At 68.8% G+C, this 23,088-nt stretch carries 20 protein-coding genes; 11 read left to right on the forward strand and 9 right to left on the reverse strand.

Going from position 1 to position 23,088, the window contains the following annotated elements; genetic code table 11:
- Positions 1–18: 18 nt before the first annotated feature.
- The 6 genes from dnaJ to BARAN1_RS00300 all read right to left on the reverse strand — a co-directional run bounded on the left by dnaJ (position 19) and on the right by BARAN1_RS00300 (position 8,010).
- Complete coding sequence (gene dnaJ / locus BARAN1_RS00275; protein ID WP_122030360.1) at positions 19–1,116, reverse strand: molecular chaperone DnaJ; 1,098 nt, start codon at positions 1,114–1,116, stop codon at positions 19–21.
- A 3-nt stretch (positions 1,117–1,119) separates the two neighbouring features.
- Positions 1,120–2,961: a molecular chaperone DnaK gene (dnaK, locus tag BARAN1_RS00280; RefSeq protein ID WP_122030361.1), complete on the reverse strand. Its 1,842-nt coding sequence runs from the start codon at positions 2,959–2,961 to the stop codon at positions 1,120–1,122.
- A complete protein-coding gene (locus BARAN1_RS00285; RefSeq protein ID WP_122030362.1) occupies positions 2,930–3,475 on the reverse strand; it encodes a nucleotide exchange factor GrpE in 546 nt (181 codons plus the stop codon). Before BARAN1_RS00285 ends, dnaK begins: the two co-directional genes overlap by 32 nt.
- A complete protein-coding gene (locus BARAN1_RS00290) occupies positions 3,472–4,509 on the reverse strand; it encodes an HrcA family transcriptional regulator (protein ID WP_122030363.1) in 1,038 nt (345 codons plus the stop codon). Before BARAN1_RS00290 ends, BARAN1_RS00285 begins: the two co-directional genes overlap by 4 nt.
- Positions 4,510–4,626: 117 nt before the next feature.
- Entirely contained in the window at positions 4,627–7,383 is a 2,757-nt protein-coding gene (gene secA, locus BARAN1_RS00295) for a preprotein translocase subunit SecA (RefSeq protein WP_122030364.1), read from the reverse strand.
- A gap of 141 nt (positions 7,384–7,524) precedes the next feature.
- The gene (locus BARAN1_RS00300) at positions 7,525–8,010 is read right to left on the reverse strand and encodes an S-layer homology domain-containing protein (protein ID WP_122030365.1); all 486 of its coding nucleotides are present in this window, start codon (positions 8,008–8,010) and stop codon (positions 7,525–7,527) included.
- Positions 8,011–8,136: 126 nt separating this feature from the next.
- Here BARAN1_RS00300 and BARAN1_RS00305 point away from each other — a divergent pair, with 126 nt between their 5' ends.
- From BARAN1_RS00305 to BARAN1_RS00345, 9 genes are all read left to right on the forward strand, one after another.
- On the forward strand, positions 8,137–9,171 hold the full coding sequence (locus tag BARAN1_RS00305) for a bifunctional phosphoglucose/phosphomannose isomerase (RefSeq protein ID WP_122030366.1): 1,035 nt from the start codon (positions 8,137–8,139) through the stop codon (positions 9,169–9,171).
- Between the two features lie 236 nt (positions 9,172–9,407).
- The gene (locus BARAN1_RS00310; RefSeq protein ID WP_122030367.1) at positions 9,408–9,800 is read left to right on the forward strand and encodes a hypothetical protein; all 393 of its coding nucleotides are present in this window, start codon (positions 9,408–9,410) and stop codon (positions 9,798–9,800) included.
- A 56-nt stretch (positions 9,801–9,856) separates the two neighbouring features.
- On the forward strand, positions 9,857–12,007 hold the full coding sequence (locus BARAN1_RS00315; RefSeq protein WP_122030368.1) for an ABC transporter substrate-binding protein: 2,151 nt from the start codon (positions 9,857–9,859) through the stop codon (positions 12,005–12,007).
- A 159-nt stretch (positions 12,008–12,166) separates the two neighbouring features.
- Entirely contained in the window at positions 12,167–13,228 is a 1,062-nt protein-coding gene (locus BARAN1_RS00320) for an ABC transporter permease (protein WP_231944265.1), read from the forward strand.
- Positions 13,229–13,230: 2 nt separating this feature from the next.
- Positions 13,231–14,583 carry an ABC transporter permease gene (locus BARAN1_RS00325; RefSeq protein ID WP_122030370.1) on the forward strand — a complete coding sequence of 451 codons (1,353 nt, stop codon included), beginning with the start codon at positions 13,231–13,233 and terminating at the stop codon, positions 14,581–14,583.
- A 155-nt stretch (positions 14,584–14,738) separates the two neighbouring features.
- A complete protein-coding gene (locus BARAN1_RS00330; RefSeq protein WP_231944266.1) occupies positions 14,739–15,611 on the forward strand; it encodes an ABC transporter ATP-binding protein in 873 nt (290 codons plus the stop codon).
- A gap of 8 nt (positions 15,612–15,619) precedes the next feature.
- Positions 15,620–16,600: an ABC transporter ATP-binding protein gene (locus BARAN1_RS00335; protein ID WP_122030372.1), complete on the forward strand. Its 981-nt coding sequence runs from the start codon at positions 15,620–15,622 to the stop codon at positions 16,598–16,600.
- On the forward strand, positions 16,600–16,803 hold the full coding sequence (locus BARAN1_RS00340) for a hypothetical protein (protein ID WP_122030373.1): 204 nt from the start codon (positions 16,600–16,602) through the stop codon (positions 16,801–16,803). Before BARAN1_RS00335 ends, BARAN1_RS00340 begins: the two co-directional genes overlap by 1 nt.
- A gap of 4 nt (positions 16,804–16,807) precedes the next feature.
- The gene (locus BARAN1_RS00345) at positions 16,808–17,299 is read left to right on the forward strand and encodes an NUDIX hydrolase (RefSeq protein ID WP_157959326.1); all 492 of its coding nucleotides are present in this window, start codon (positions 16,808–16,810) and stop codon (positions 17,297–17,299) included.
- 79 nt (positions 17,300–17,378) lie between these two features.
- Here BARAN1_RS00345 and hutU read toward each other — a convergent pair whose 3' ends face one another.
- On the reverse strand, positions 17,379–19,070 hold the full coding sequence (gene hutU, locus BARAN1_RS00350) for a urocanate hydratase (protein ID WP_122030375.1): 1,692 nt from the start codon (positions 19,068–19,070) through the stop codon (positions 17,379–17,381).
- A gap of 101 nt (positions 19,071–19,171) precedes the next feature.
- Here hutU and BARAN1_RS00355 point away from each other — a divergent pair, with 101 nt between their 5' ends.
- Both BARAN1_RS00355 and BARAN1_RS06740 read left to right on the forward strand, forming a co-directional pair.
- A complete protein-coding gene (locus tag BARAN1_RS00355) occupies positions 19,172–19,672 on the forward strand; it encodes a hypothetical protein (protein WP_122030376.1) in 501 nt (166 codons plus the stop codon).
- A gap of 159 nt (positions 19,673–19,831) precedes the next feature.
- Positions 19,832–21,535 (forward strand): lytic transglycosylase domain-containing protein, encoded by a 1,704-nt coding sequence (locus tag BARAN1_RS06740; protein WP_269460778.1) that lies wholly within the window; start codon positions 19,832–19,834, stop codon positions 21,533–21,535.
- Here the strand turns inward: BARAN1_RS06740 and cysE are convergent.
- Together cysE and cysK are read right to left on the reverse strand one after the other, a co-directional pair.
- Positions 21,507–22,040, reverse strand: a complete 534-nt coding sequence (gene cysE, locus BARAN1_RS00365) for a serine O-acetyltransferase (protein ID WP_122031724.1) — start codon at positions 22,038–22,040, stop codon at positions 21,507–21,509. The two genes, BARAN1_RS06740 and cysE, sit on opposite strands and share 29 nt — an antisense overlap.
- Positions 22,033–22,965, reverse strand: a complete 933-nt coding sequence (gene cysK / locus BARAN1_RS00370; protein WP_122030378.1) for a cysteine synthase A — start codon at positions 22,963–22,965, stop codon at positions 22,033–22,035. The genes cysE and cysK overlap by 8 nt, the downstream gene beginning before the upstream one ends.
- Positions 22,966–23,088 lie beyond the last annotated feature (123 nt).

The following is a 23,088-nucleotide window of genomic DNA, read 5'->3' on the forward strand; positions in this document are numbered from 1 at the left end:
CCAAGTTGATTCCAAAAACTACTGCGCGGGGGGAAGCGAGCTCGTGAGCTCCTCGAGGAGCTTCTTCTGCTGACGGGTGAGCTTCTGGGGGACGACGACCTTGAGCCGCACGCGGAGGTCGCCCCGCCGCCGACCGTGGGGGAGGCCCTCCCCGGGGAGGGTCAGCACCGTATCCGGATCGGTGCCGGCGGGGATCCTCAGGTCGGCCTCGCCGCCGAGGGTCGGCACCTTCACCACCCCCCCCAGGACGAGCGTCCCGTAGTGGATCGGCAGTTCCACCTCCAGATCCGGGCCGCGACGCTTGAACACGGGATGGGGCTGGACCTCCACCGTGACGTAGAGGTCCCCCGGTGGCCCCCCGGCGATCCCGGCGTTCCCCTGCCCGGCGAGCCGGAGGCGCGCCCCGTCCTCGACCCCTGGCGGGATCTCGATCACGATCTCCGCCTTCTCCCGCACCCGGCCCTCCCCGCCGCAGTTCGGGCAGGGCGACTCGGCGAACTCGCCCACCCCGCCGCACTCCGGGCAGGCCCGCACGTTGACGAACATCCCAAACATCGACCCCTGGCGGTATTCGATCTGGCCGCGGCCCTTGCAGGTGGGACAGGTCTTGAGCCCGGTCCCCGGCGCAAGGCCCGACCCCCGGCACCGGCTGCAGGCGGCGTAGCGGGCCGCCGTGGCGCGGAGCTTGGCCCCAAACGCCGCATCCTCGAGCGATAGCCGCACCCGGTACTCGAGGTCCTCCCCCCGCTGGGCGCGACCCGCCCGGTCGCGGGTCCGTACCCCCTCCCCGAAGAACATGTTGAACAGGTCATCGAACCCGCGCCCGCCGAAGAACTCGCCGAACGCCTCCCGGGTGCGCCGGAAGTCCCCCGGGCCGAAGTCGAACCCCTGCTCGGGGCCGGCGTGCCCGAACCGGTCGTACTGAGCCCTCTTCTGGGGGTCGGAGAGCACCTCGTACGCCTCGGCGATCTTGCGGAACCGGCGCTCCGCCTCCTTCTTGTCCCCCTGGTGGGCGTCGGGGTGGTACTCCTTGGCCAGGCGGCGGAAGGCACGCTTGATCTCGTCGGGTGAGGCGTCGCGCTTCACACCGAGGGTCTGGTAGTAGTCCTCGGGCAACGGCTACTCCTTATCCTCCTTGTCGTACGGGATGTAGTCCCCCCGCCCCGGCGTCGGGCCCCCATTGTCGGTCTGGGTGGCCTGTCCTGCACCCTGGTAGGCAGCCGCGGCCACTTCCCCCGCCAGGCGGCGGAGTTCCTCCATCCCGGCCCGGATCGCGCCCGTATCGGCCCGCCCGTCGAGCTTCTCCCGCAAGCTGCGGATTGCCGCCTCCACCTCGCCGCGTTTCGCGGCGGGGACCTTGTCCCCCAGCTCGCCGAGGGTCTTCTCGACCGTGTGCAGGAGGGTGTCGGCTTGGTTGCGCGTCTCCACTTCCTCCACCCGCCGCCGGTCCTCCTCGGCGTGCTCCTCAGCGTCCTTCCTCATCCGCTCGATCTCGGCCTCGGTCAAGCGTGACGTCTCCTTGATCTCGATCGAGGCGGACTTGCCCGTCGCCTTGTCCTTCGCCGTCACGTTGAGGATCCCATCCGCGTCGATTTGGAACGTGACGTCGATCTGGGGCACCCCCCGCGGGGCAGGGGGGAGGTCCGTGAGCTGAAACCGCCCCAGCGACTTGTTGTCGGCGGCCATCTTCCTCTCCCCCTGGACGACGTGGATCTCGACCTGGGTCTGGAAGTCGTCGGCGGTGGTGAACGTCTTCGTCTTCTCCACCGGGATCGTCGTGTTCCGCTCGATCAAGGGCGTCGCCACCCCGCCCAAGGTCTCGATGGACAGGGTGAGCGGGGTCACGTCGAGGAGGACGAGGGACTGCATGTCCCCGGCCAACACCGCGGCCTGGATCGCCGCGCCGAGGGCGACCACCTCGTCGGGGTTGATGTCCTTGTTCACCTTCGCCTTCCCGAACACCTCCGCCACGAGCTCCTGGACCTTCGGGATGCGGGTTGATCCGCCCACGAGGACCACCTGGTCGATGTCCTTGGCGCTGAGCTTCGCCGCGGACAGGGCGGAATCAACGATCCGCATCGTCCGCTCGAGGTAATCGGAGATCATCGCCTCGAACTTGGCGCGGGTGAGGGTCCGCTCGAGGTGCTTCGGGCCCTTGGCATCAGCGGACAGATAGGGGAGCGAGATCCGCGCCTCCATCCGGCTGGAGAGGTCCTTCTTCGCGGCCTCGGCTGCGTCCCGCAGGCGCTGCATCGCCTGGGGGTCCCCGCGCACATCGATCCCCGTCTCCGCCTTGAACTCCTCGACCAACCAGTCCGCAATCCGCCGGTCGAAGTCGTCGCCCCCAAGCTGGGTATCGCCATCGCTCGCCACGACCTCGAACACCCCCTCCCCGATGTCGAGGATCGACACGTCGAACGTGCCGCCGCCGAGGTCGTAGACGAGGATCTTCTGGTCCTTGTTCTTATCCAGACCGTACGCCAACGCGGCCGCGGTCGGCTCGTTGATGATCCGCAGCACCTCCAGGCCCGCGATCTTCCCGGCGTCCTTCGTCGCCTGGCGCTGCAGGTTGTTGAAGTAAGCGGGGACAGTGATCACCGCCTTCGTGATCTTCGTCCCGAGGAGCTCCTCCGCATCGCGCTTGATCTTCTGGAGGATGAACGCCGAGATCTGCTCCGGCGTGTACTCCTCCTCCCGCCCGTTCACCTTCACCCGGAACCGCCAGTCCGTGCCCATCTTCCGCTTCACGGAGAGCACGGTGCGGGTCGGGTTGAGGACCGCTTGGCGCCGGGCGAGCTGCCCGACGAGGACCTCCCCTCCGTCCGTGAACGCCACTGCCGACGGGGTGATCCGCTCTCCTTCCGCGTTCAACAGCACCTCGGGCCGTCCCCCCCGCACGAGGGCACCGCAGGAGAACGTCGTGCCGAGGTCAATCCCGATGATCTTCTCTTTCTCCGTCACGTTCGGACACCTCCTGATCTCTTCCCAAACTCACCTTCACCTTGGCCGGTCGCACCACGCGGCCATCGCGCACAAAACCGCGCTCGAATTCGGCCAGGATTACGTTCCTTTCTGCATCGGATTCCTCCACGAACAGGGCCTCGTGGTAGAGGGGGTCGAACGCCTTGCCCACCGAGTCGTACCCCTCGCACCCCAGCCGGCGCAGGGCCTCCTCGACCAGTCCCTGGACCTGGATCAGGCCCTCGCGGAGGGGGGAGGGTTCCTCATCGGCGTGGGCGAGGAGGGCCCGCTGCAGGGCGTCGTACACCGGGAGCAGCGCTAGCGCCGCCTCATCCCGTGCCTTCTCGCGGAGGATCTCCTGCTCCCGGGCGATGGCCTTGCGGTAGTTGTCGAACTCCGCCGCCAGCCGGACGAGAGCAGAACGCAGGCGCTCGATCTCCTCCCCCGGGGCGCCCGGCGCTTCCGGCCCCCCCCCCTCGGCGAGGAGCGGTTCGTCGTGGCGGTCTTCCGTCATCCTTCCTCCTTGGTCGAGCCGGCGGCGAGGAGCGCCCCCAGCCGGCCGGCCACGTACCGCGCTGCGGAGAGGGCACGTGCGTAGTCCATCCACAGCGGCCCGAGCACCCCTGCCACCCCGCTCCCCCCCAGGTAGGGGGCGGACACGAGGCTCAGGTCGGCGAGCTCGGGGATCGAGCCATCCCCCACGTGCACCGCGATCTCCTGCCCGCGGTCGTTCCCCAGCGCGCGCACGAGGTCCACGAACGCCGTCCCTTCCTCGAGGACGCGCAGCAACGCCTGGCCCCGATCGAGGGCCCATTCCGGAGATCGCACGGCGAGCTCGGCGAGGAGGTGGGGCCAGCCCTCGACGTAGAGCCCGTGGTCCGGTTCTCGCTCCGCCAGTTGCCGCAGGATCGCCAGTGCCGCCACGGCAGCCCGGCTGTGCCACCCCTCCGGAACCGGCCGCGCACCGAGCGGCGATTCGGCCAGCGTGTGATCCTGGAGCCAGCGGCTGAGGAACCCCTCCGCCTCCGCCAGCTCCTCGGGGGCGAGGTCGAGGTCGAGGGGGAGGAGCCGCGACTCCACCGTGCCGAGCTCGGACACGGTCACCGCGAGCACCGCCCCTGGCCGCACCCGCCGCACGAAGAGCGAGCTCGTGCGCATGTGCTCCCGCGGCGGGGGGATCACAAACCCCAGCTCCCGCGTCATCGCCGCAAGCAGGGTCGCCGCGCTGCGGAAGAGGTCGGGGAGCATCCCCAGCTCCACCTCGTGCCGCTCGGCAGGGACGGACGATGGCCCCTCCCCCAGCTTCGCCAGGTCGAGGAGCCACTCCGCGAAGAACTTGAACCCTTGGGCGGTGGGGACCCGCCCCGCCGAGGGGTACGGCTTCACGAGGTAGCCCTCCCCCTCGAGCGCAAGGAGCTCGTTGCGGATCGTGGCTGGACTGAACCGGTGCCGGTACTCCGTCACCAGCTCCCGCGACGAAACGGGCTGGCGGGTCCGGATGTACCGGTCCACGACCTCGATGAGGAGCCGCGCTCGCCGTCCCTGCACTTAGCACTCACCACCTTTGATTGCTAACTTGATGATAGACGGTCCACCCCGAAGTTCAAGTCAAGGTGGCGGCGTATCCTGGACGGCAGCCACGGTCCGCCGGGGGATGGTTCCCCCCTAGGTGGTCTTCCCGCAGCAGTGCTTGTACTTCTTCCCCGACCCGCAGGGGCAGGGGTCGTTGCGGCCAACCTTGTGCTCCTCGCGCCCGACCGGGGCGGTCGAACTGCGCGCCGCTCGGGCAGTGGTGGAGGTGGTGGCGCTCATCACCGGCGTCCGCACCGGAGCGGGCTCGGTGCGGACGGCGAGGCGGGGGTTGAGGAGGAACCGCAGCGCCTCCTCCTCCGTGCGCACGATCATCTCCTGGAAGAGCCGATGGGCCTCGCGCTTGAACTCGATGAGGGGGTCCGTGCCCCCGTAGGCGCGGAGCCCGATCCCCTCTCGCACCTCGTCGAGCTCCAGGAGGTGCTGGCGCCAGTTCTCGTCCATCGTCCGGAGGAGGACCATCCGCACGATGAGGGGGTAATGGGGGGAGAGCCTCGTCCACTGGGCATCGAGCTGGGCCTGGACGAGGTCGCGCACCGTCGCCACGAGGTCCTCGCGGCGGTGGAGGGGGAGCTCCGCCGGGGGCTGGGCGAGCACCTGACCGAGGTCCCGCTTCAGCCCGGCGAGGTCCCATCCCTCGGGGGCCGAACCCGGCGCGTAGCGGTCCACGAGGATCTCCCCGAACTCGCCGGCCATCTCCGCGAGGTGGGAGCGCAACGCCTCGTCGTCCGGGGTCTCCCCGGCCTCGGGGAGGAGGAACCTCTCCCGGAGCGCGTACACCGCCTCGCGCTGCTTGGCCATGATCTCGTCGTACTCCAGGAGCCGCTTCCTGATCTCAAAGTTCCGCTCCTCGACCCGTTTCTGAGCTCTGCGGATCGAGCGGGTGAGGAGGTCGTGGGTGATCGCCTCCCCCTCCTTCACCCCGAGGCGCTCCATGAGGGTAGCGAGGCGCTCCCCGCCGAAGATGCGCAGCAGGTCGTCCTCCAACGAGAGGAAGAACTGGCTCGAGCCGGGATCCCCCTGGCGGCCGCAGCGACCGGCGAGCTGGTCGTCGATCCGCCTCGCCTCGTGACGCTGGAACCCGACCACGGCGAGGCCTCCCCGCTTGATCGCGCCCTCCCACTCCGCGGCCCGGAACGGGCGGCCCACCTCGGCGCACCATTCCCGGATCCGTTCCAGCGCCGCCTTGTGGTAGGCGGGGTCGTCGTCCGCCGCGGACACGATCGCCTCCCGCTCCGCCGCGGCCTCCGCTCGGTACTTCTCCAGAAGCTCGCGGTACCGCTCCGGCTCCACCTCCGGGTCCGCCTCGGCCCGCGCCCGGGCCTCGGGGTTCCCGCCGAGGACGATGTCCGTCCCCCGCCCGGCCATGTTCGTGGCGATCGTGATCGCCCCCGCTCTCCCCGCCTGGGCGATGATGTGGGCCTCCTTCTCGTGGTACTTGGCGTTCAGCACCTGGTGGGGAAGCCCCCGCTTCTTGAGGAGCCGCGACAGGTCCTCCGAGTCCTCGATCGAGGTCGTCCCGATCAGCACCGGCCGCCCCCCCTGGTGGAGCCGCTCCACTTCGTCCGCCACCGCCTCGAACTTCCCCTTCTTCGTGCGGTAGATGATGTCGGGGAGAGCTTCCCGGATCAGGGGGCGGTTGGTGGGGATCTGGACGACGTCGAGGCCGTAGATCTCCTTGAACTCGTCCTCTTCCGTCTTCGCCGTGCCCGTCATCCCGGCAAGGCCCTTGTAGAGGCGGAAGTAGTGCTGGAGCGTGATCTGGGCGAGGGTCTGGTTCTCGCGCTGGATGGGGAGGTTCTCTTTCGCCTCGATCGCCTGGTGGAGGCCGCCCGAGTAGCGACGGTCCGGCATCAGCCGGCCAGTGAAGTCGTCGACGATGATCACGCGCCCATCCTTCACGATGTACTGCTGGTCGCGGTGGAAGAACATCCGCGCCCGGAGCGCCGTCTCGAGGTGGTAGCGGGCGGTGGTGGCCCCCGCGTCGGCGATGTTGTCGAACTTCAGGAGCTGCTCGGCCTTCCTCCACCCGGCCTCGGTGAGGGAGAGGCGCTTCTGCTCCTCGTTCACCTCGAAGTCCTCCCCCGGCTTGAACAGCTTGGCGAGCCGGGCGAAGTCGCGGTACTGGCGGGCCGTGTCCGCGGTGGGCCCGGAGATGATGAGCGGCGTCCGTGCCTCGTCGATCAAGATGTTGTCGATCTCGTCCACGATCGCGTAGTCGAGGGGCCCCTGCACCATCTGGGAGCGGCTGACGACCATGTGGTCGCGGAGGTAGTCGAACCCGAACTGGGCGTTCGTCCCGTAGAGGATGTCGCAGGCGTAGGCTGCCCGCCGCTCATCGGGGGGCGTCGTCTCCTGGAGGAGGCCCACCGTGAGGCCCAGGAACTCGTACACCGGCCCCATCCACGCCCGGTCGCGGCGGGCGAGGTAGTCGTTCACCGTCACGATGTGGACCCGCCCCACGAGGGCGTTGAGGTAGGCGGGCATGGTCGCGACGAGGGTCTTCCCTTCCCCCGTCTTCATCTCCGCGATCCGCCGCTGGTGGAGGACGATCGCCCCCATCACCTGAACGTCGAACGGGCGGAGCCCGATCGTGCGGGCGGCCGCCTCGCGCACCGAGGCGAACGCCTCGGGGAGGAGATCATCGGGGGTCTCCCCCGCGGCGAGGCGGGCGCGGAACTCGTCAGTCTTCGCGCGGAGGTGAGCGTCGGACAGGGCCCCGGCCCGGTCCGCCCACGCGTTCACCTCATCCACGCGCGGGAGGAGTTTGCGCAGGCGCTGTTCGTTCGTTTGTCCGAACAGGAAGTCAATCCCATACCGAAGGGAAGGCATAAACGACTATACGACTCCCCCCGCGGGGCCGCAACCGACCGGGAAGGCCCGGTCACGCCGTGGGTTCTCCCCCCTCACCTTCGGCTCCCCTCTCCCGCCGGGGGAGAGGCAGGTGAGGGGGGCGTGGCCCCCGGTCGCGCGCTAGAACCAGAGGGCGAGAGCCACCGCCGCCAGCGCGAGGACGACCCCCGTCACCCCGAGCACGAACGCCGTCTGCGCCTTCTGCGCTGCCTCGGCCCCCGCTCCCTGGGCGACCTGCGCGATCTGGACCTGCAGCGCCTGGACCTCGCGGTTCAGCGCCGTCTCCAGCGAGGAGACGCGCGTCGTGAGGGTCGTAATCTGCGGGGTCAGGTCCACCCCAGACCGCGTGCCCTCGAGGTTCTTGATCGCCCGCGACAGCCACTGTGCCGCGTCGTAGCGGAGGAGGGGCGCATTCCCGGAGAACTCGCCGCCCGCCCCGATGACGATGATCCCCCGTTGAACGAGGTCCTGCACCGCAGAGTAGGCGGGATGGGTCGTGGGCACATCCACGAACATCCCGCCGATGCCTGCGTCAGCGAGGCCAGGGGTCATCGCCCACAGCGAGAGGGCCACCATTCCGACTAGCCAACACACCACACGTCGCATCGCTCGATCGCCTCCTTAGGTTCAACGTGACCCACGCTACGGACCCGACGCCTCCCCCTCAAGGAAACGGGTTCCATCGCGAGGGGACGCGCGCCCGGAGAACAGGGAACGGGGTAGAATGCCCCCATGGCGGAGCATGGGAGGAAGAGGAGCTGGCAGGAACTGGCCCCCCTCGACCGGGGGGGGATGGCCGAGGCCTTGGCCGGGTTCCCCGTCCAATGCCGGGAGGGGCTGGCGCTGGGGGAGGGAGTGCCCCTGGACGGGCTCGCCGGGTTCTCGCGCGTGGTGGCCCTCGGGATGGGCGGATCGGGCATCGCCGGCGCGCTCCTGACGACCCTCCTCCCGGTGGAGGTCGTGCCGGTGCGGGACTACACGCTCCCCGGTTGGATCGGGGAGGAATCGCTCGCCATCGCCCTCTCCTACTCCGGGGACACGGAGGAGACCCTGTCCGCGTTCGACGAGGCACGGACGCGGACGAAGCGCGCGGTGGCGGTGACCTCGGGCGGGGAGCTCGGCGCGCGATGTAGCGCGAACGGCATCCCGTGGATCCGGATCCCGCCTGGCCACCAGCCCCGGGCAGCCCTGGGGTACCTCCTGTTCCCCCTCCTCGGCCTGTTCCGCCGCCTCGGGCTCATCCCTGACCTTGGGGAGGCCCTGGCCATCCTCGACGAGCTCGCCCGTGAGCTCGCCCCGGGAGGGGAAGAGAACGAGGCTCAACGGCTCGCCCAGCGCCTCGCCGGCCGCGTCCCGCTCGCCTACGGGGCAGGGCCCACCGCGCCGGTCGCGGTCCGCTGGAAGACCCAGGTGAACGAGAATGCCAAGGCCCCTGCGTTCTGGGCCGAGCTCCCCGAGCTCTGCCACAACGAGGTCGTGGGGTATGAGCTCATGGGCCGGCTCCTCCCCCAAGGGACCGTGGTCTTCCTCCGCTCCCGGCACGACCACCCACGGGTCGCGCGGCGGATCGCGATCCTCGAGGAGATCCTCACCAACCGGGGCCTCGACTGGATCGAGGTCTCCGGCCGTGGGGAAGGGCTTCCCGCCGAGCTCCTATCCCTCCTCTACCTCGGGGACTGGACGAGCTACTACCTTGCCCTCCTCGGGGGGGTGGACCCGACCCCGGTCGCGATCATCCGCGACCTGAAGGACCGCCTCTCCCGCTAGGGTCCAAGCCCTGGCCGTTCCCCTCCGCCCGCCGGAGCCCTGGAGGCTTCAGGCGTGGACCTCCCCTGCGAGGGTCATCTGGGGCACCCCCTCCTTGACAGGGAACCGCCTGGCGGAGTATCATCCTATCAATTCCGCAAGTGGCAGCGAGGGGGTGAGAACGGGGCACACGGGGCGGGGCAGAATCGACTTCGTACTTTCCCAGTACACGAGTGACGTGAAGGAGGAGGTCGTAGATGAAGAAGAGGCTGGGGTTGCTGCTCGGGCTTGTCCTGGTAGCGGGTTTGGTCGGCGTCGCGGCGTGTCCTTCCGTAGGTCTTCCTGTGGCCAAGGTGGATGCCATCGGCGGCGGCAACTACATCGTCTGGGTCCAAAACACCACCACCTGCGATGTGACGACGATCAAGGTGTTCCTCATGGTCCCCACGACGACGTTCCAAGTGCTCCCCTTCGGGCCGGCGGCAACGGCCACCGGTGCTGGCAGCGTTTGGACGATCCAGATCGCCGCCCCTGGGCTCAAGCCAGGTGGGCTGATGCTGCTGGGCCTGAAGGGTGTTTCCCCTGTTGTGCCGGGCACGTGTGAGGCGCTCGTGAAGTACCTATTCGTCAGTCCTCCGTGCCTAGAGTAGGGCGCCGGGGGACGCGGAGTAGCCTTGTGACTGGAACGCAGTAAGGAGGAACGAGGATGAAGAAGCTACTCGTAGGGGTGTTGATGGCGACCCTGGCGCTGGGGGCCGTAGCCCGCAATGGCGCGTGGGTTGACGAGATCGTGATGACGGAAGTCGTGCAGCTTGGTGAGGGCGTGGCAAAGCTCGCTGCCGGTGATCTTGATGTTTACGCATTCTCGATCACCGACCGCAACCTGTTCAACCAGGTGCGGGCGAACCCCGGGCTGAAGTACTATAGCTCGTTCGGTTCCTACAACGACCTCACGTTCAACAACGGGGGGGCGGGGGGCGCGTTCTTCAGCGATGGGCGCCTGAACCCGTTCGGGGTGGCCGCGATCCGCGAGGCGATGAACTGGCTCATTGACCGCGACTACATCGCCAACGAGATCATGGGGGGCCTCGCCATCCCCAAGTACACCTTGATCAACTCCGCGTTCCCGGATGCGGAACGGCACCGCGACCTGATCGAGGCCGTGGAGGACTACTACGCCTACGACTTCGCCAAGGCGGAGGCCGTCGTCACCGCTGAGATGGAGAAGCTCGGTGCGGTGAAGGTGGACGGGAAGTGGACGTACAACGGGAAGCCGGTCGAGATCATCGGCCTCATCCGCAGCGAGGATGAGCGCACCGGGATCGGGAACTACTTCTGCGACCAGCTGGAGAAGCTCGGGTTCACGACGGTGCGCCGGATCGCGCGGAGCGCGGATCTCGCCCCGCTGTGGCAGCGCACCAACCCCGAGGAAGGGAAGTTCAGCTTCTACACCGGCGGCTGGGTGGGCGGCATCGTGGACCGGGATGTGGGCGACAACTTCGACCAGTTCTACTCGAACCGCGTCATGCCCTACGCGCAGTGGGTCCAGGCCCCGTGGCCGGAGGACCTCCTCACCTACTCTGACCGGCTGGCCCGGAAGGACTACACCACCATGGACGAGCGGGCTGCTCTCCTTGAGCAGATGGTGTGGGCGGCCCTGAAGTTCTCGAACATGATCTGGGTCGTTGACCGCACGGGGTTCAACCCGGTCGTGGCGGACCTCTTCCTCGCGGCGGACGTGGCGGGCGGCATCTACTACTCCACGGAAGTCGGCCCCACCATCCAGTACCAGAAGGATGGGGTGCCGGTGGAGGGGGGGACGGTCCGGCTCGCCATGCCGACGCTCCTTCAGCAGCCGTGGAACCCCCTCAACGGGTCGAACTTCGTGTACGACATGTTCCCGATCCGCATCACCTCCGACACGGGCGTCGCCACCGACACGCGGGACGGGCTCTTCTGGCCGAAGCGGATCGAGAAGGCGGAGATCACCGTCCTCAAGGGGCTCCCGGTTGCGGCAACCCTGCCGTGGGTGACCCTCAACTTTGTGGACAAGATCGAGGTCCCGGGTGACGCGTGGGTGGACTGGGACGCCGCGAACCAAAGGTTCATCACCGTGGCGGAGAAGTACCCGAACGGGCTCCCGGAGGAGATGGCTCCGAAGCGGTACTCCCGGGTCTACTACCCGGCGGACATGTTCCAGACCGTCAAGCTGCACGATGGGAGCCCGATCTCGGTCGCGGACTTCGTGATGTTTATGATCCTCACCTTCGACCAAGGGAAGCCGGAGAGCGCGATCTACGACGAGGTCATGGTGCCGGAGCTTGAGCAGACCCTGCGGTCGCTCTGCGGCGTGAAGATCGTGTCCACGGACCCCCTCATCATTGACTACTACTCGACCATCTGGTACCTCGATGCGGAGTGGGCAGTGGCCGACTGGTGGCCGTACTACTCGCAGGGGCCGGGGTTCTGGCACGTGCTCGCCGTCTCGATCCTCGCTGAGGCGAACAAGGAACTCGCCATGTCGGAGGCCAAGGCGGATCTGTTGGGGGTCGAGTGGACGAACCTCATCGCGGGGCCGTCGCTGTCCATCCTCGCCAAGTACCTCGACGAGGCCATCGCCACCACCTACATCCCCTACGCGCCGACGCTCGGGCAGTACATCACGGCGGCGGAGGCTCAGGCCCGGTACGCGAACCTGAAGAAGTGGTACGAGGAGAAGGGCCACTTCTGGGTCGCCGATGGGCCGTTCTACCTTGAGAAGGCGTACACGACCGAGAAGATCATCGTCCTGAAGAGGTTCGAGGACCACCCCGATCCGGCGGGGCGGTTCGACTTCCTCCTCCAACCGAAGCAGTAGGGAGAACGACCGTACGCTTTTGGGGAACAACGAACGCCGGGGGTTGATCCCCCGGCGTTCTCTTAGTACACTGACGCCTCCAAGCCCTGCGCCATTGGAATCGGCGTAGGCTCAAGGAGAGGTGAGCGGGTCCCTATGAGAGCGAATCTACTGCAGCTCATGCGCTACTCCATTACCAAGGCCATCATGCTCGGGATCGCGCTCGTGATCGCGCTCTATCTCACGATCCTCATCGTCAACATGGGCGGGAGGCTCGACGAGGTCCGCAAAGCGGAGATCTCGTTCGCGGTCTCGCAGGCTGTGCTGGCCGATCCCGGCAACGCGGGGATCCCTCCGTCGGAACTGAAGAAGCAGATCGATGCCCGGACGGAGATCGAGTTCCGCAGACTCGGCCTAGATAAACCCTTCCTCCTCCGCAGCTTCAGCTACCTCACGACGGCGATGTCCCTCAGCCTCGGCCGCGCCGAGCAACTCGTGAGCGACAGCGGCTCCCGGCTGGTGAGGCTCATCATCCTCGAGCGCCTCCCCGCAACGCTCGTCCTCTTTGGGACAGCGAACCTCCTCATCTTCTTCACCACCCTGTGGGCCGGGCTTGCCCTGTCACGCCGCTACGGGAGCTGGGTGGACCGGGTGGTGGTGACCCTTGCCCCGACCTCCGCCGCGCCTGGCTGGTTCTACGGGATCTTCCTCATCCTCATCTTCGCCGCGGCCCTGGGGGTGCTGCCGTGGGGAGGCATGGTGGATGCCCCTCCCCCCAAGACGACGCTCGGCTATGCGGCCAGCGTCCTCCGCCACATGATCCTCCCCACGCTGGCCATGTTCCTGAGCGCGTTCTTCTCCTCGGTCTACGCCCGACGGACCTTCTTCCTCATCTACGCAAGCGAGGACTACGTGGACCTCGCCAAGGCGAAGGGGCTCCCCTCCCGGGCGATCCAGAACAGGTACATCCTCCGTCCTACGCTTCCCACGATCATCACCAGCTTCCTCCTCATGATCATCGCGATGTGGATGGGGGCGATCATCCTGGAGACCGTGTTCAACTGGCCCGGTCTGGGCAGACTCTACATGCAAGCCGTCAACATCAACGACACGCCCACCATCGTCGGGGTGATGGTCATCTACGGTTACCTCCTCGCCGCTTCCGTGTTCCTGCTCGAGTTCATCTACGCCATCGTCGACCCGCGGGTGCGGATCGGGGCGGGCGCGAAGAAGGGGGTCTAGGAATGCTTCAGAGGCTGAAGACACTCCAACGCTATCCTTCGGCCATCATCGGGATCGTCGTCCTCGCGATGCTCTTGACCGTTTCCATCTACGCCGTGATCGCCATCCCTTACGGCGAGGCGATCCGCCTGTGGCGCGGCGGGCCCGGGGTATGGGATGACAACCCACGGAACGCAGCCCCAGTCTGGTTCGACTGGTTCACAGGCGACAAGCTGCCGCGGACGATCATCGTCAGCACCGCGGATGCGGGGGTCAAGCGGGTCGAGCCGATCGCGGGAGGGAAGAGCCGCGTCGAGATCACGCTCCCGTTCACGTACAACTACGATCGCTTCCCAAGCGAACTCATCCTCAACTCGGAGGCCGTCTCGGAAAGCAGTACCCGCACGCGGTTCTCCGTCTTCTGGCGAACGCCGGCTGGGGACATGGTTCCCCTCGCCACCAACCGGGCGATGCGGGCCACCGATAACTACTACATCTCCCAGGACCTGAACGTCTCGTCCCAGCTTCCGGCGGGGACGGCGCGACCCGAGGTCGGCCTGTTCTCCGATTACGCCGTTTCGGCCCCCGAGAAGGAACGGACCCCCGTCAAGGGGAACTACGCCGTCGTGATCCAGGCTGAGATCCCCGAAGGGGCGGACTACAACGCGCGCCTCGTCGTGTACGGTACCGTGCACGGCGTGGCGGGGACGGACCACCGGCGGCGCGACCTGACGGTGGCCCTCCTGTGGGGAGCGCCGTTGGCCCTCGTGTTCGGCCTTGCCGCCGCAGTCGGAACCAGCCTGATCACGTTCGTCCTCTCGGGCATCGGCACCTGGTACGGCGGGGCGCTGGACGCCCTGTTTGAGCGGCTCACCGAGATCACGATGATCATCCCGTTCTACCCGGTCCTGATCATGATCGGTCAGTTCTACAATCGGAGCCTGTGGATCATGCTGGGGGTCACCATCGCGCTCAGCATCTTCGGGGGGGCGATGAAGACCTACCGGGCGATGTTCCTCCAGGCCAAGGAAACCCCGTACATCGAAGCCGCCCGAGCCTATGGAGCGGGGAACATGCGGATCGTGTTCCGCTACCTCTTGCCGCGGATCGTCCCCGTCCTGCTCCCCACCTTCGTGACCATGGTCCCCAGCTTCGTCTTCCTCGAGGCGTCCATCTCCGTGCTCGGGCTGGGCGATCCAGTGCTCCCCACGTGGGGGAAGATCATCAACGATGCCCAGACGAACGACGCCCTGTACAAGGGCATGTACTACTGGGTGGTCGAGCCAGCGGTGCTCCTCATGGTGACCGGATTCGCGTTCTCGATGCTCGGTTACGCGCTGGATCGGGTCTTCAACCCGAGGCTGAGGACGGTATGAACCAGATCAGAGCCATAAACCAGACCAGCACGTCCTCCCCCCGGCAGGGTTCCCCGGACCAAGGCAGCCAGAGCCTCCTCGACGTGCGAAACCTCTGCCTCCATTTCCGGACCTCGCGTGGCGTTCTCCAAGCCGTCGACGACGTGTCCTTCTCCATGCGGCGTCGACGCTCGATCGCCATCATCGGGGAGTCAGGATGCGGGAAAACGTCCCTCGCCCGGGCCATCCTCCGGCTCCTGCCGCGGAACGTCCACACCTACAAGGGGGAGGTCTACCTTGACGGGACGGACGTGATGAAGCTCTCCGATGAGTGGTTCCGGCAGAAGGTGCGCTGGACGAAGGTCAGCATGGTCTCCCAGGCGGCGATGAACGCCCTCAACCCCGTGCTCAAGGTGGGGGCCCAGGTCGCTGAGCCGCTCATCGTCCACGAGCGGATGACGAAGCGGGACGCCCTTGCTCGCGCCCGGGAGGTGTTCCGGATCGTCGGCGTGCCGGAGGACTTCCTCCAGCGCTACGCGTTCGAGCTCTCGGGGGGGATGCGGCAGCGGGCGATCATCGCCATGGCCCTGGTCACCAACCCCACCCTGGTGATCCTCGATGAACCGACCTCCGCCCTCGACATGCTCACCCAGGCCAACATCTTCAATGCCCTCAAGGACATCAAGAACCAACTCGAGGTGGGGTTCATCCTCATCACCCACGACATCTCGACCTCGAGCGACCTCGCCGATGAGGTGATCGTGATGTACGCCGGCCAGCTCGTGGAGCACAGCCTGTCCACCACAGCCTACCGTGCTCCGCTCCACCCCTACGCGCGGGGGCTGATGTCGAGCGTGCCCACGCTCCGCGGGGACAAGAAGCTCGAGTTCATCCCGGGCCAGCCGCCGAGCCTCATCAACCCGCCGAGTGGGTGCCGGTTCGCAGTTCGCTGTCCGCAGCGGTTCGAGCGCTGCGACCAGGAGCCCCCCACCTTCACCGTGGGTGAACACGGGGAGCTCGTGAAGTGCTGGCTCCACGCCAAGGAGTAGCCGAAACCATGGCCAACGATGTTCTTCTGTCGGTGAAGGATCTCCACACCTGGTACGAGCTCAAGAAGTGGGGGTTCCTCCACGCTGGCTACGTGAGGGCCGTGGACGGGGTCAGCTTCAGCCTGCACCGGGGTGAAGCCCTGACCATCGTCGGGGAAAGCGGGTCCGGGAAGACCACGCTCCTCAAGACGATCCTCGGCCTCGCCCCCAAGACGAAGGGCGAGATCGTGTTCGCCGGCCAGAAGCTCGATGGGAAGAAAGGGAGGATCGAGCAACTCCGGTCCAAGGTCGGTTTCGTTCAGCAGGATCCCTACGGGGCGCTCCCGCCGTTCATGACCGTGCGCAAGATCCTCGAGGAGCCGATGCTCATCAACAAGTTCGGCACGGGGGCCGAGCGCGAGCAGCGGATCCGTGAGGTCATGGAGGAGGTGCGGCTCCTGCCGGTGAACGACTTCCTGGCGAAGTACCCCCACATGCTGTCGGGGGGGCAGCAGCAGCGGCTGGTGATCGCGCGGGCGATGATCCTCCAGCCGTCGCTCATCGTGGCCGATGAGCCGGTGTCCATGCTCGATGCCTCGGTGCGGGTGGAGGTCCTCGAGCTCATGCGGCGCATCCAAACGGCCCACAACCTCGGGGTGATCTACATCACCCACGACCTCTCCACCGTTCGCTACTTCTCCGAGCGCGTGTTCATCATGTACGCGGCGAAGGTGGTGGAGCAGGCCGGGGTGGATGAGATCGTGCACAACAGCCTTCATCCCTATGCGAAAGCCCTCCTCGCCGCGATCCCGGACCCCGATCCCGACAACGCGCACCGGTACCGGGATGTCCCGTCGGGCGAGCCGCCGAGCCTCGTCAACCCGCCGAGCGGGTGCCGGTTCCATCCCCGCTGCCCGGTGAAGATCGAGGGCCGATGCGAGGTGGAAGTGCCCCCGGCCTTCGAGCCGGTAAAGGGCCACTTCGTCGAGTGTTGGCTCTACAAGGCATGATGCGCGGCCCGCGGGGACAGATCGCGAGCGCCGTGGTGATGATGGTGGTGGCGGTGGTCCTCGCGTTCCTGATGGTCCTGCGCCTGATCGAACCCACCCTCGGGTTATGTTTCGCCTCGTTCATCCTGTCGGTGGGGGGGATCCTCCTCGGCATGATCGGGCTCTCCCACTACGTGCGGCCCAGGGATGGGGGCAAAGGCTAGCCCCGTGACGTCAGGGTCGCACATCGCCTTCCGGGGCCGGGCGATCTCCGTCGCGGTGCGGGCGACCCCGGCCGGGCGGCGGGAGGTCGTGCTCCACCCCGGGGCGGCGGCGGCGCTCGTCCGCGATCGCGCGGGTCGGGTCCTCCTCGTGCGACAGCAGCGCGAGGGGGCCGCCGGTCCGCTGTGGGAGATCCCCGCCGGCGTACTGGAGCGAGGGGAACGACCGCTCGCCGCTGCGAAGCGGGAGCTCCTCGAGGAGACCGGCCTCACCGCCCGCCGCTGGCGCTACCTGGGGACCGTGTACCCCACGCCCGGCTACTCCACCGAGCGAACGTACCTCTTCCTGGCCGGGGATCCGTCCGGGGAGCCGGAGGCCCGGTCGGAGGTGGACGAGGTTTGCTTCCTCACCGTGGCCGAGGTCGAGCGCCTCGCCCGGTCCGGCGCGGGCGATGCCAAGACCCTCGCCGCGCTAGCGCTGGCCGGGGAATCCCCCTGAGTGGGAACCGCCTCACCGGCGTCCACCGGTACGGGAAAGCTCCCCCTCACCTCCCCTCGCCCCCTTGGGGGGAGAGGGACTACGGGTGAGGGGCGCGATCCGACATCGAACGCCGGGGGATCCGCACCCCGCGCTCGCGGGCAACCGCGATCGCCTGCTCGTACCCCGCGTCGGCATGGCGGGCGACCCCGAGGCCGGGATCCACGGTGAGCACCCGCTCCAGACGGCGGTCGGCGGCCGCGGTGCCATCGGCGACGATCACCATCCCGGCGTGGATGCTCTTCCCGATCCCGACCCCCCCGCCGTGGTGCACGCTCACCCACGTCGCCCCACACACGGCGTTGAGGAGGGCGTTCAGGATCGGCCAATCGGCGATGGCGTCGGAGCCGTCGAGCATCCCCTCGGTCTCCCGGTACGGCGAGGCCACCGATCCGGAGTCGAGGTGGTCCCGGCCGATCACGATCGGGGCCTTGATCTCCCCCTTCCGGACGAGGTCGTTGAAGAGAAGGCCGGCCTCGGCCCGCTCCCCGTACCCGAGCCAGCACAGCCGCGCCGGAAGCCCCTGGAACCGCACCTTCTCCTCCGCCTGTTGGATCCAGCGGCGCAGGCCATCGTCCCTTGGGAAAAGCTCCACCACTGCCCGATCGGTGCGCTCGATGTCCTTGGGATCGCCGGAGAGCGCCACCCACCGAAACGGCCCCTTCCCCGCGCAGAACATCGGGCGGATGTAGGCCTGGACGAACCCGGGGAAGGAGAAGGCGGTCTCGTGGGCGAGCCCCCCCTTCTCCGCCTGGGCGCGGAGGGCGTTCCCGTAGTCGAAGACGATCGCCCCCCTCTCCCTCATCTCCGCCATCGCCCGCACGTGGCGGACCATCGAGGCGTAGGAGAGCTCGATGTACCGTTGAGGATCGCGCTGACGCAGGGCAACGGCCTCGGCGTAGGCCATCCCGCCCGGCACGTACCCCGCGAGCTCGTCGTGGGCCGCGGTCTGATCGGTGACCACGTCCGGGATCGCCCCCTGCCGGAGGAGCTCCGGGTAGATGTCGGCGGCGTTCCCGAGGAGCCCGATGGAGATCGGCTCACCCTTTTCCTGGTGCTCGCGGGCGATGCTGAGAGCCTTGTCCAGGGAGTCGGTCCAGGTGTCGAGCTGACCAAGGGAGAGGCGGCGCTTTATCTTGTCGGGGTTGATCTCCACGATCAGGCCGACCCCATCGTTCATCGTGATCGCCAGCGGTTGAGCTCCCCCCATCTCCCCGAGCCCAGCGGTGAGGACGAGCCTCCCGCGGAGGGTGCCGCCGAAGTGCTGCCGGGCGCACTCGGCGAGGGTCTCGTAGGTCCCCTGGAGGATCCCCTGGGTTCCGATGTAGATCCAGCTCCCGGCCGTCATCTGCCCGTACATGGTGAGCCCCTGCCGCTCGAGCTCCCGGAATACCTCCCAAGTTGCCCACTCGGGAACGAGCATCGCATTCACGATGAGGACGCGCGGCGCATCCTCGTGGGTCCGGAACACGGCCACCGCCCGGCCGGACTGGACGACGAGCGTCTCGTCGCCTTCGAGCTCGCGGAGCGACCGGACGATCTGGTCGAAGTCCGCCCACGACCGGGCGGCCTTCCCCGTGCCCCCGTACACGATGAGGTTCGCCGGGTCGCCGGCCACCTCGGGGTCGAGGTTGTTCATGAGCATCCGCAGGGCGGCCTCCTGGGGCCATCCCTTGCAGGAGAGGTTCGTCCCCCGCGGGGCGCGCACCGTCCGCGCGTTCGTCTTTTCCATCGCGAGCGTGATGGTAGAACGAACCGCCGCCCCGGTAAAGGCCGTTCGCCCCGCCGGGGCCGTCTCGGGTAGAATGGCCGCCATCCACTAGGAGGTGGCAGATGAAACGGTCGTTCGTGTTTGCCCTGCTTTGCGTGGTAGGGTTTTCGCTCGCCCCGGTGTGGGGGGCGGAGGGGGGACAGGCGGGGAAGCTCGGGGTCGGGGGGAGCTTCAACCTCGCGCTGGGATCGCCGATCCTTGACGTGTTCTATGAGATGCCGACCGGGGACAACTCCGCTGCTCGGTTCACGCTGGGCGTGTGGGCGTTCGCCCAGGGGGCGATGGCGTTCTCGGTGGACGCCTCGTACCTCATCCTCCCGGCGCTCGACGGGTTCGCACCCTACTTCGGCGGCGGGGTGGGGGGGATCGCGGCGATGGCGGGGGGAATTGGCGGTGTCGCCCAGATCAACCTCTCCGCGAACGGGATCGCGGGGGTCTACTTCGCCCTGTCGGATACGTTCGGGCTCTACGGCCAGATCCGGCTGATCGGGATCGTGAGCCTGGCCAACATGCAGATCGCCGCCCTCCTCATGCCGGGGGTCGGCCTGTACGTCATGTTCTAGAACCCACGATCTTCGCGACCATGGCCGGGGCAGGCTCGCGGGCCTGCCCCGGTTCGTTTCGACCGGAGCGTCCCCTGGCGAGGGGTGCGCCGTCCTTCCCCGCGCTGCGCGACGCCCCTACCCTCATGACCGGTGGAGGGAAGAGCACAGTTGAAAGCCGTGATCGGTTCGCTCGTCCTGGTCGGGCTCCTCCTCGGCCTGGCCGCCCTCCTCGTGGGGACCGATCCCCCCCCGGCCGCGGTCGCGGACTACCTTCGCCTCCAGGAGGCCCGCGATCGCCTCCCCGGATCGCTCTCCGAGCTCGCATCACTGGCTGACCGTGACGATGGCGTGGGCTGGCAGGCCCGGGTCGCCCTCGGCCGGTGGCACCTCGCCCACGGGGCCCCTGCCCTGGCGGTGCCCATCCTCCGCTCCGCCCTCGCCCTCTACCCCACCTCCGACCTCCGGGCGGACCTCGCGCGGGCCCTCGAAGGAGCGGGCCGGGCCGCCGAGGCGCGCGGGGAGTGGGAAGCGCTCCTCCCTCACCCGGACGCGGTCCAGGCCGTCCTCCGGCTGGAGGGCGATCCCCTCCGGGCGGCCGCCGCTCTGACGAAGGGAGGGGCTCCGGGCGAGGCCCTGACCGTGCTCGCCGCGGTCGGGGGGACCGAGGCCGCGCTCGAACGGGCGCGGGCCCTCGCCGCCCTCGGCCGGCCGAAGGAGGCGCTCCCGGAGTTCGAGCGGTACCTTGCCTCCATCCCCGGGGATCGCGGGGTCCACCTCGAGTACGGCCGCGCGCTCGAACGGGCCGGGGAGCTGGACCGGGCCCTCCTCGCCTACCGCGCCGCCGGGGCGGCGGGAGCCTACGCAGCCGGGCTCGTCCTCGAGGCCCAGGGGCGGGCGGAGGAGGCGATCGCCGCCTACCGCCAGTCCCACGAGCCGGAGGCGAAGTGGCGGGCGGGGCGGCTCCTCGAGGCCCAGGGGCGCCCCCGCGACGCGATGGACCTCTATTGGGAGCTCGCCCGCGGCACCTCGCGCGTGCGCGACGATGCCGCCCTCCGCCTCTACCTCCTCCACCGGGAGCGGGGGGAGGCGACCCAGGCGGCGGACGCCGCCCGCCTCCTCTCCCCGGCCCTCGCCTGGCTCGCCGGCGTGCCGGCCGCTCCGTTCGCCACGGCCGCGGACCCACTCCCGTCGTTCCCCCCAGCCATGGCGCTGGCCGATGCCCTCCTCTCTGCGTCCCCGAGCGGGGACGGGCGGCAGTGGGCGGAGGTGGAGCTCGCGATCGCGGAGAGCCGCGGCTCCCCAGCCGACCGGCTCGCGATCGGCGAGTGGCACCTCCGGCACGGCGACTGGCGCGCCGCGTTCCGGGTCGGGAGCGGGGTCCTCCCGAGCGTCCCCTCCCCCCGCGCCTACCGCCTGGCCTATCCCCTGGCGTGGTGGGACACCGTGGTCCACTGGGCGGGGGAATACGGGGTGGATCCGTACCTCGTCCTCGCCGTGATCCGTGAGGAGAGCGGCTTTTCCCCCACCGCCGTCTCCTCCTCCGACGCCCGGGGCCTGATGCAGCTCCTCCCCTCCACCGCCCGCTGGATCGCGGAGGAGAAGCTCACGATCCCGTACCGGGAGGGGGACCTCTTCTCCCCCGCGGTCAACATCCAGCTCGGGACGTGGTACCTCGGCTCCCTCCTCCGCGAGTCGGGGGGGGACCTCGCGTGGGCCGTGGCCGCCTACAACGGGGGCCCGGGGAACCTCCGTCGGTGGACGGCCGGGGGGATCGCGAGCTCGGCCGACCTCCCGGCCCACCTCCGCGCGACCGAGACCCGCGAGTACCTGGGGAAGGTCCTCACGAGCTGGCTCACCTACCGTTGGCTGTACGGGAGTTGACGGCGATCGTCGGGGAGGGGGCGACCACGGTGGTGTGGGGCGGGATGTCGGTCCGCACCACAACCCCGGCCCCGATCCGCGCCCCCTCCCCCACCCGGATCGGCCCCAAGAGCACCGCCCCCGCCCCGATCACGACCCCGTCCTCGATCGTCGGGTGGCGCTTCCCGCGCTTCCGCGACACGCCGCCCAGGACGACCCCGGAGTAGAGGTGGACGTCGTTCCCGACCTCGGCCGTCTCGCCGATCACCACCCCCATCCCGTGGTCGATCGTCACCCTCCATCCGAGCCGAGCCCCGGGGTGGATCTCGACCCCGGTCGCGGCCCGCACCCCGTGGGCGAGGACCCGCGCCAGAAGCCGCAGCCTGTGATTCCACAGCCAGTGGTGGATCCGGTGCAGCCACACCGCATGGAGCCCGGGGTAGCAGAGGACGACCTCGAGCGAGGACCTCGCCGCCGGATCGCGGGCCCGCATCGCGGCGATGTCGTCGCGGATCCGGCTAGCCACCATCCCCTCCCGGGACCCGGAACAGCGGGGTGGAGAGGTACCTCTCCCCTCGGTCGGGGAGGACCACCACGACGGTCTTCCCGGCGCACTCCGCCCGCCCGGCAACGCGGAGCGCCGCGGCGAGGGCGGCCCCGGACGAGATCCCGGCCAGGATCCCCTCCGTGCGGGCGAGCCGCCGCGCCATCGCCTCCGCCTCGTCCGCGGCCACGGGGAGGACCTCATCGAGCACCGCCCGATCGAGGACCGGGGGCACGAACCCGGCCCCAATCCCCTCGATCCGGTGTACGCCCGGGCTCCCCCCGGCGAGGACCGGCGACGCCTCCGGCTCCACCCCCACGATGCGGACCCCGGGCCGGCACCGCTTGAGGAACCGCCCCACGCCGGTGATCGTCCCGCCGGTCCCGATCCCGGCGACGAACACGTCCACCTCCCCGCCGGTGTCCCGCCAGATCTCCTCGGCCGTGGTGCGCTCATGGGCGCGGGGGTTGGCCGGGTTTTCGAACTGGTTCGGCAGGAACGCCCCCCGCGCGGCCAGCTCCTGCGCCGCGCGCACCGCCCCGGCCATCCCCGCCGCGGCGGGGGTGAGGACGAGCTCCGCCCCGAGGGCGGCGAGGATCGCCCGCCGCTCGGGGGACATCGCCTCCGGCATCGTGAGGACGAGCGGGTACCCGCGGAGCGCGCACACGAAGGCGAGGCCGATCCCGGTGTTCCCCGACGTCGGCTCGACCACGGTCGTCCCTGGCACGAGCGCGCCCCGCTCCTCGGCGTCGGCGATCATCGCCCACGCCACCCGGTCCTTGACGCTCCCGAGCGGGTTCCACATCTCGAGCTTGGCGAGGATCCGCGCCCCGGTCCCCTCCCCGAGCCGGAGACGGACGAGGGGGGTGTTCCCGATGAGCTCGGTCACGGCCAGATGGACGGGCACCCTAACCTCCCGGGAGGCGATGAGAAGATCCTGTTCCGAAGTGGACTACCGCGACGGGGGGACGCCGCGACAAAGGCGACCACCCCGGCAGAACCCCTGTCCCCTCACGCGCACGCACCCCCG

This window comes from Candidatus Bipolaricaulis anaerobius, assembly GCF_900465355.1.
In the GTDB taxonomy this organism is placed as follows: domain Bacteria; phylum Bipolaricaulota; class Bipolaricaulia; order Bipolaricaulales; family Bipolaricaulaceae; genus Bipolaricaulis; species Bipolaricaulis anaerobius.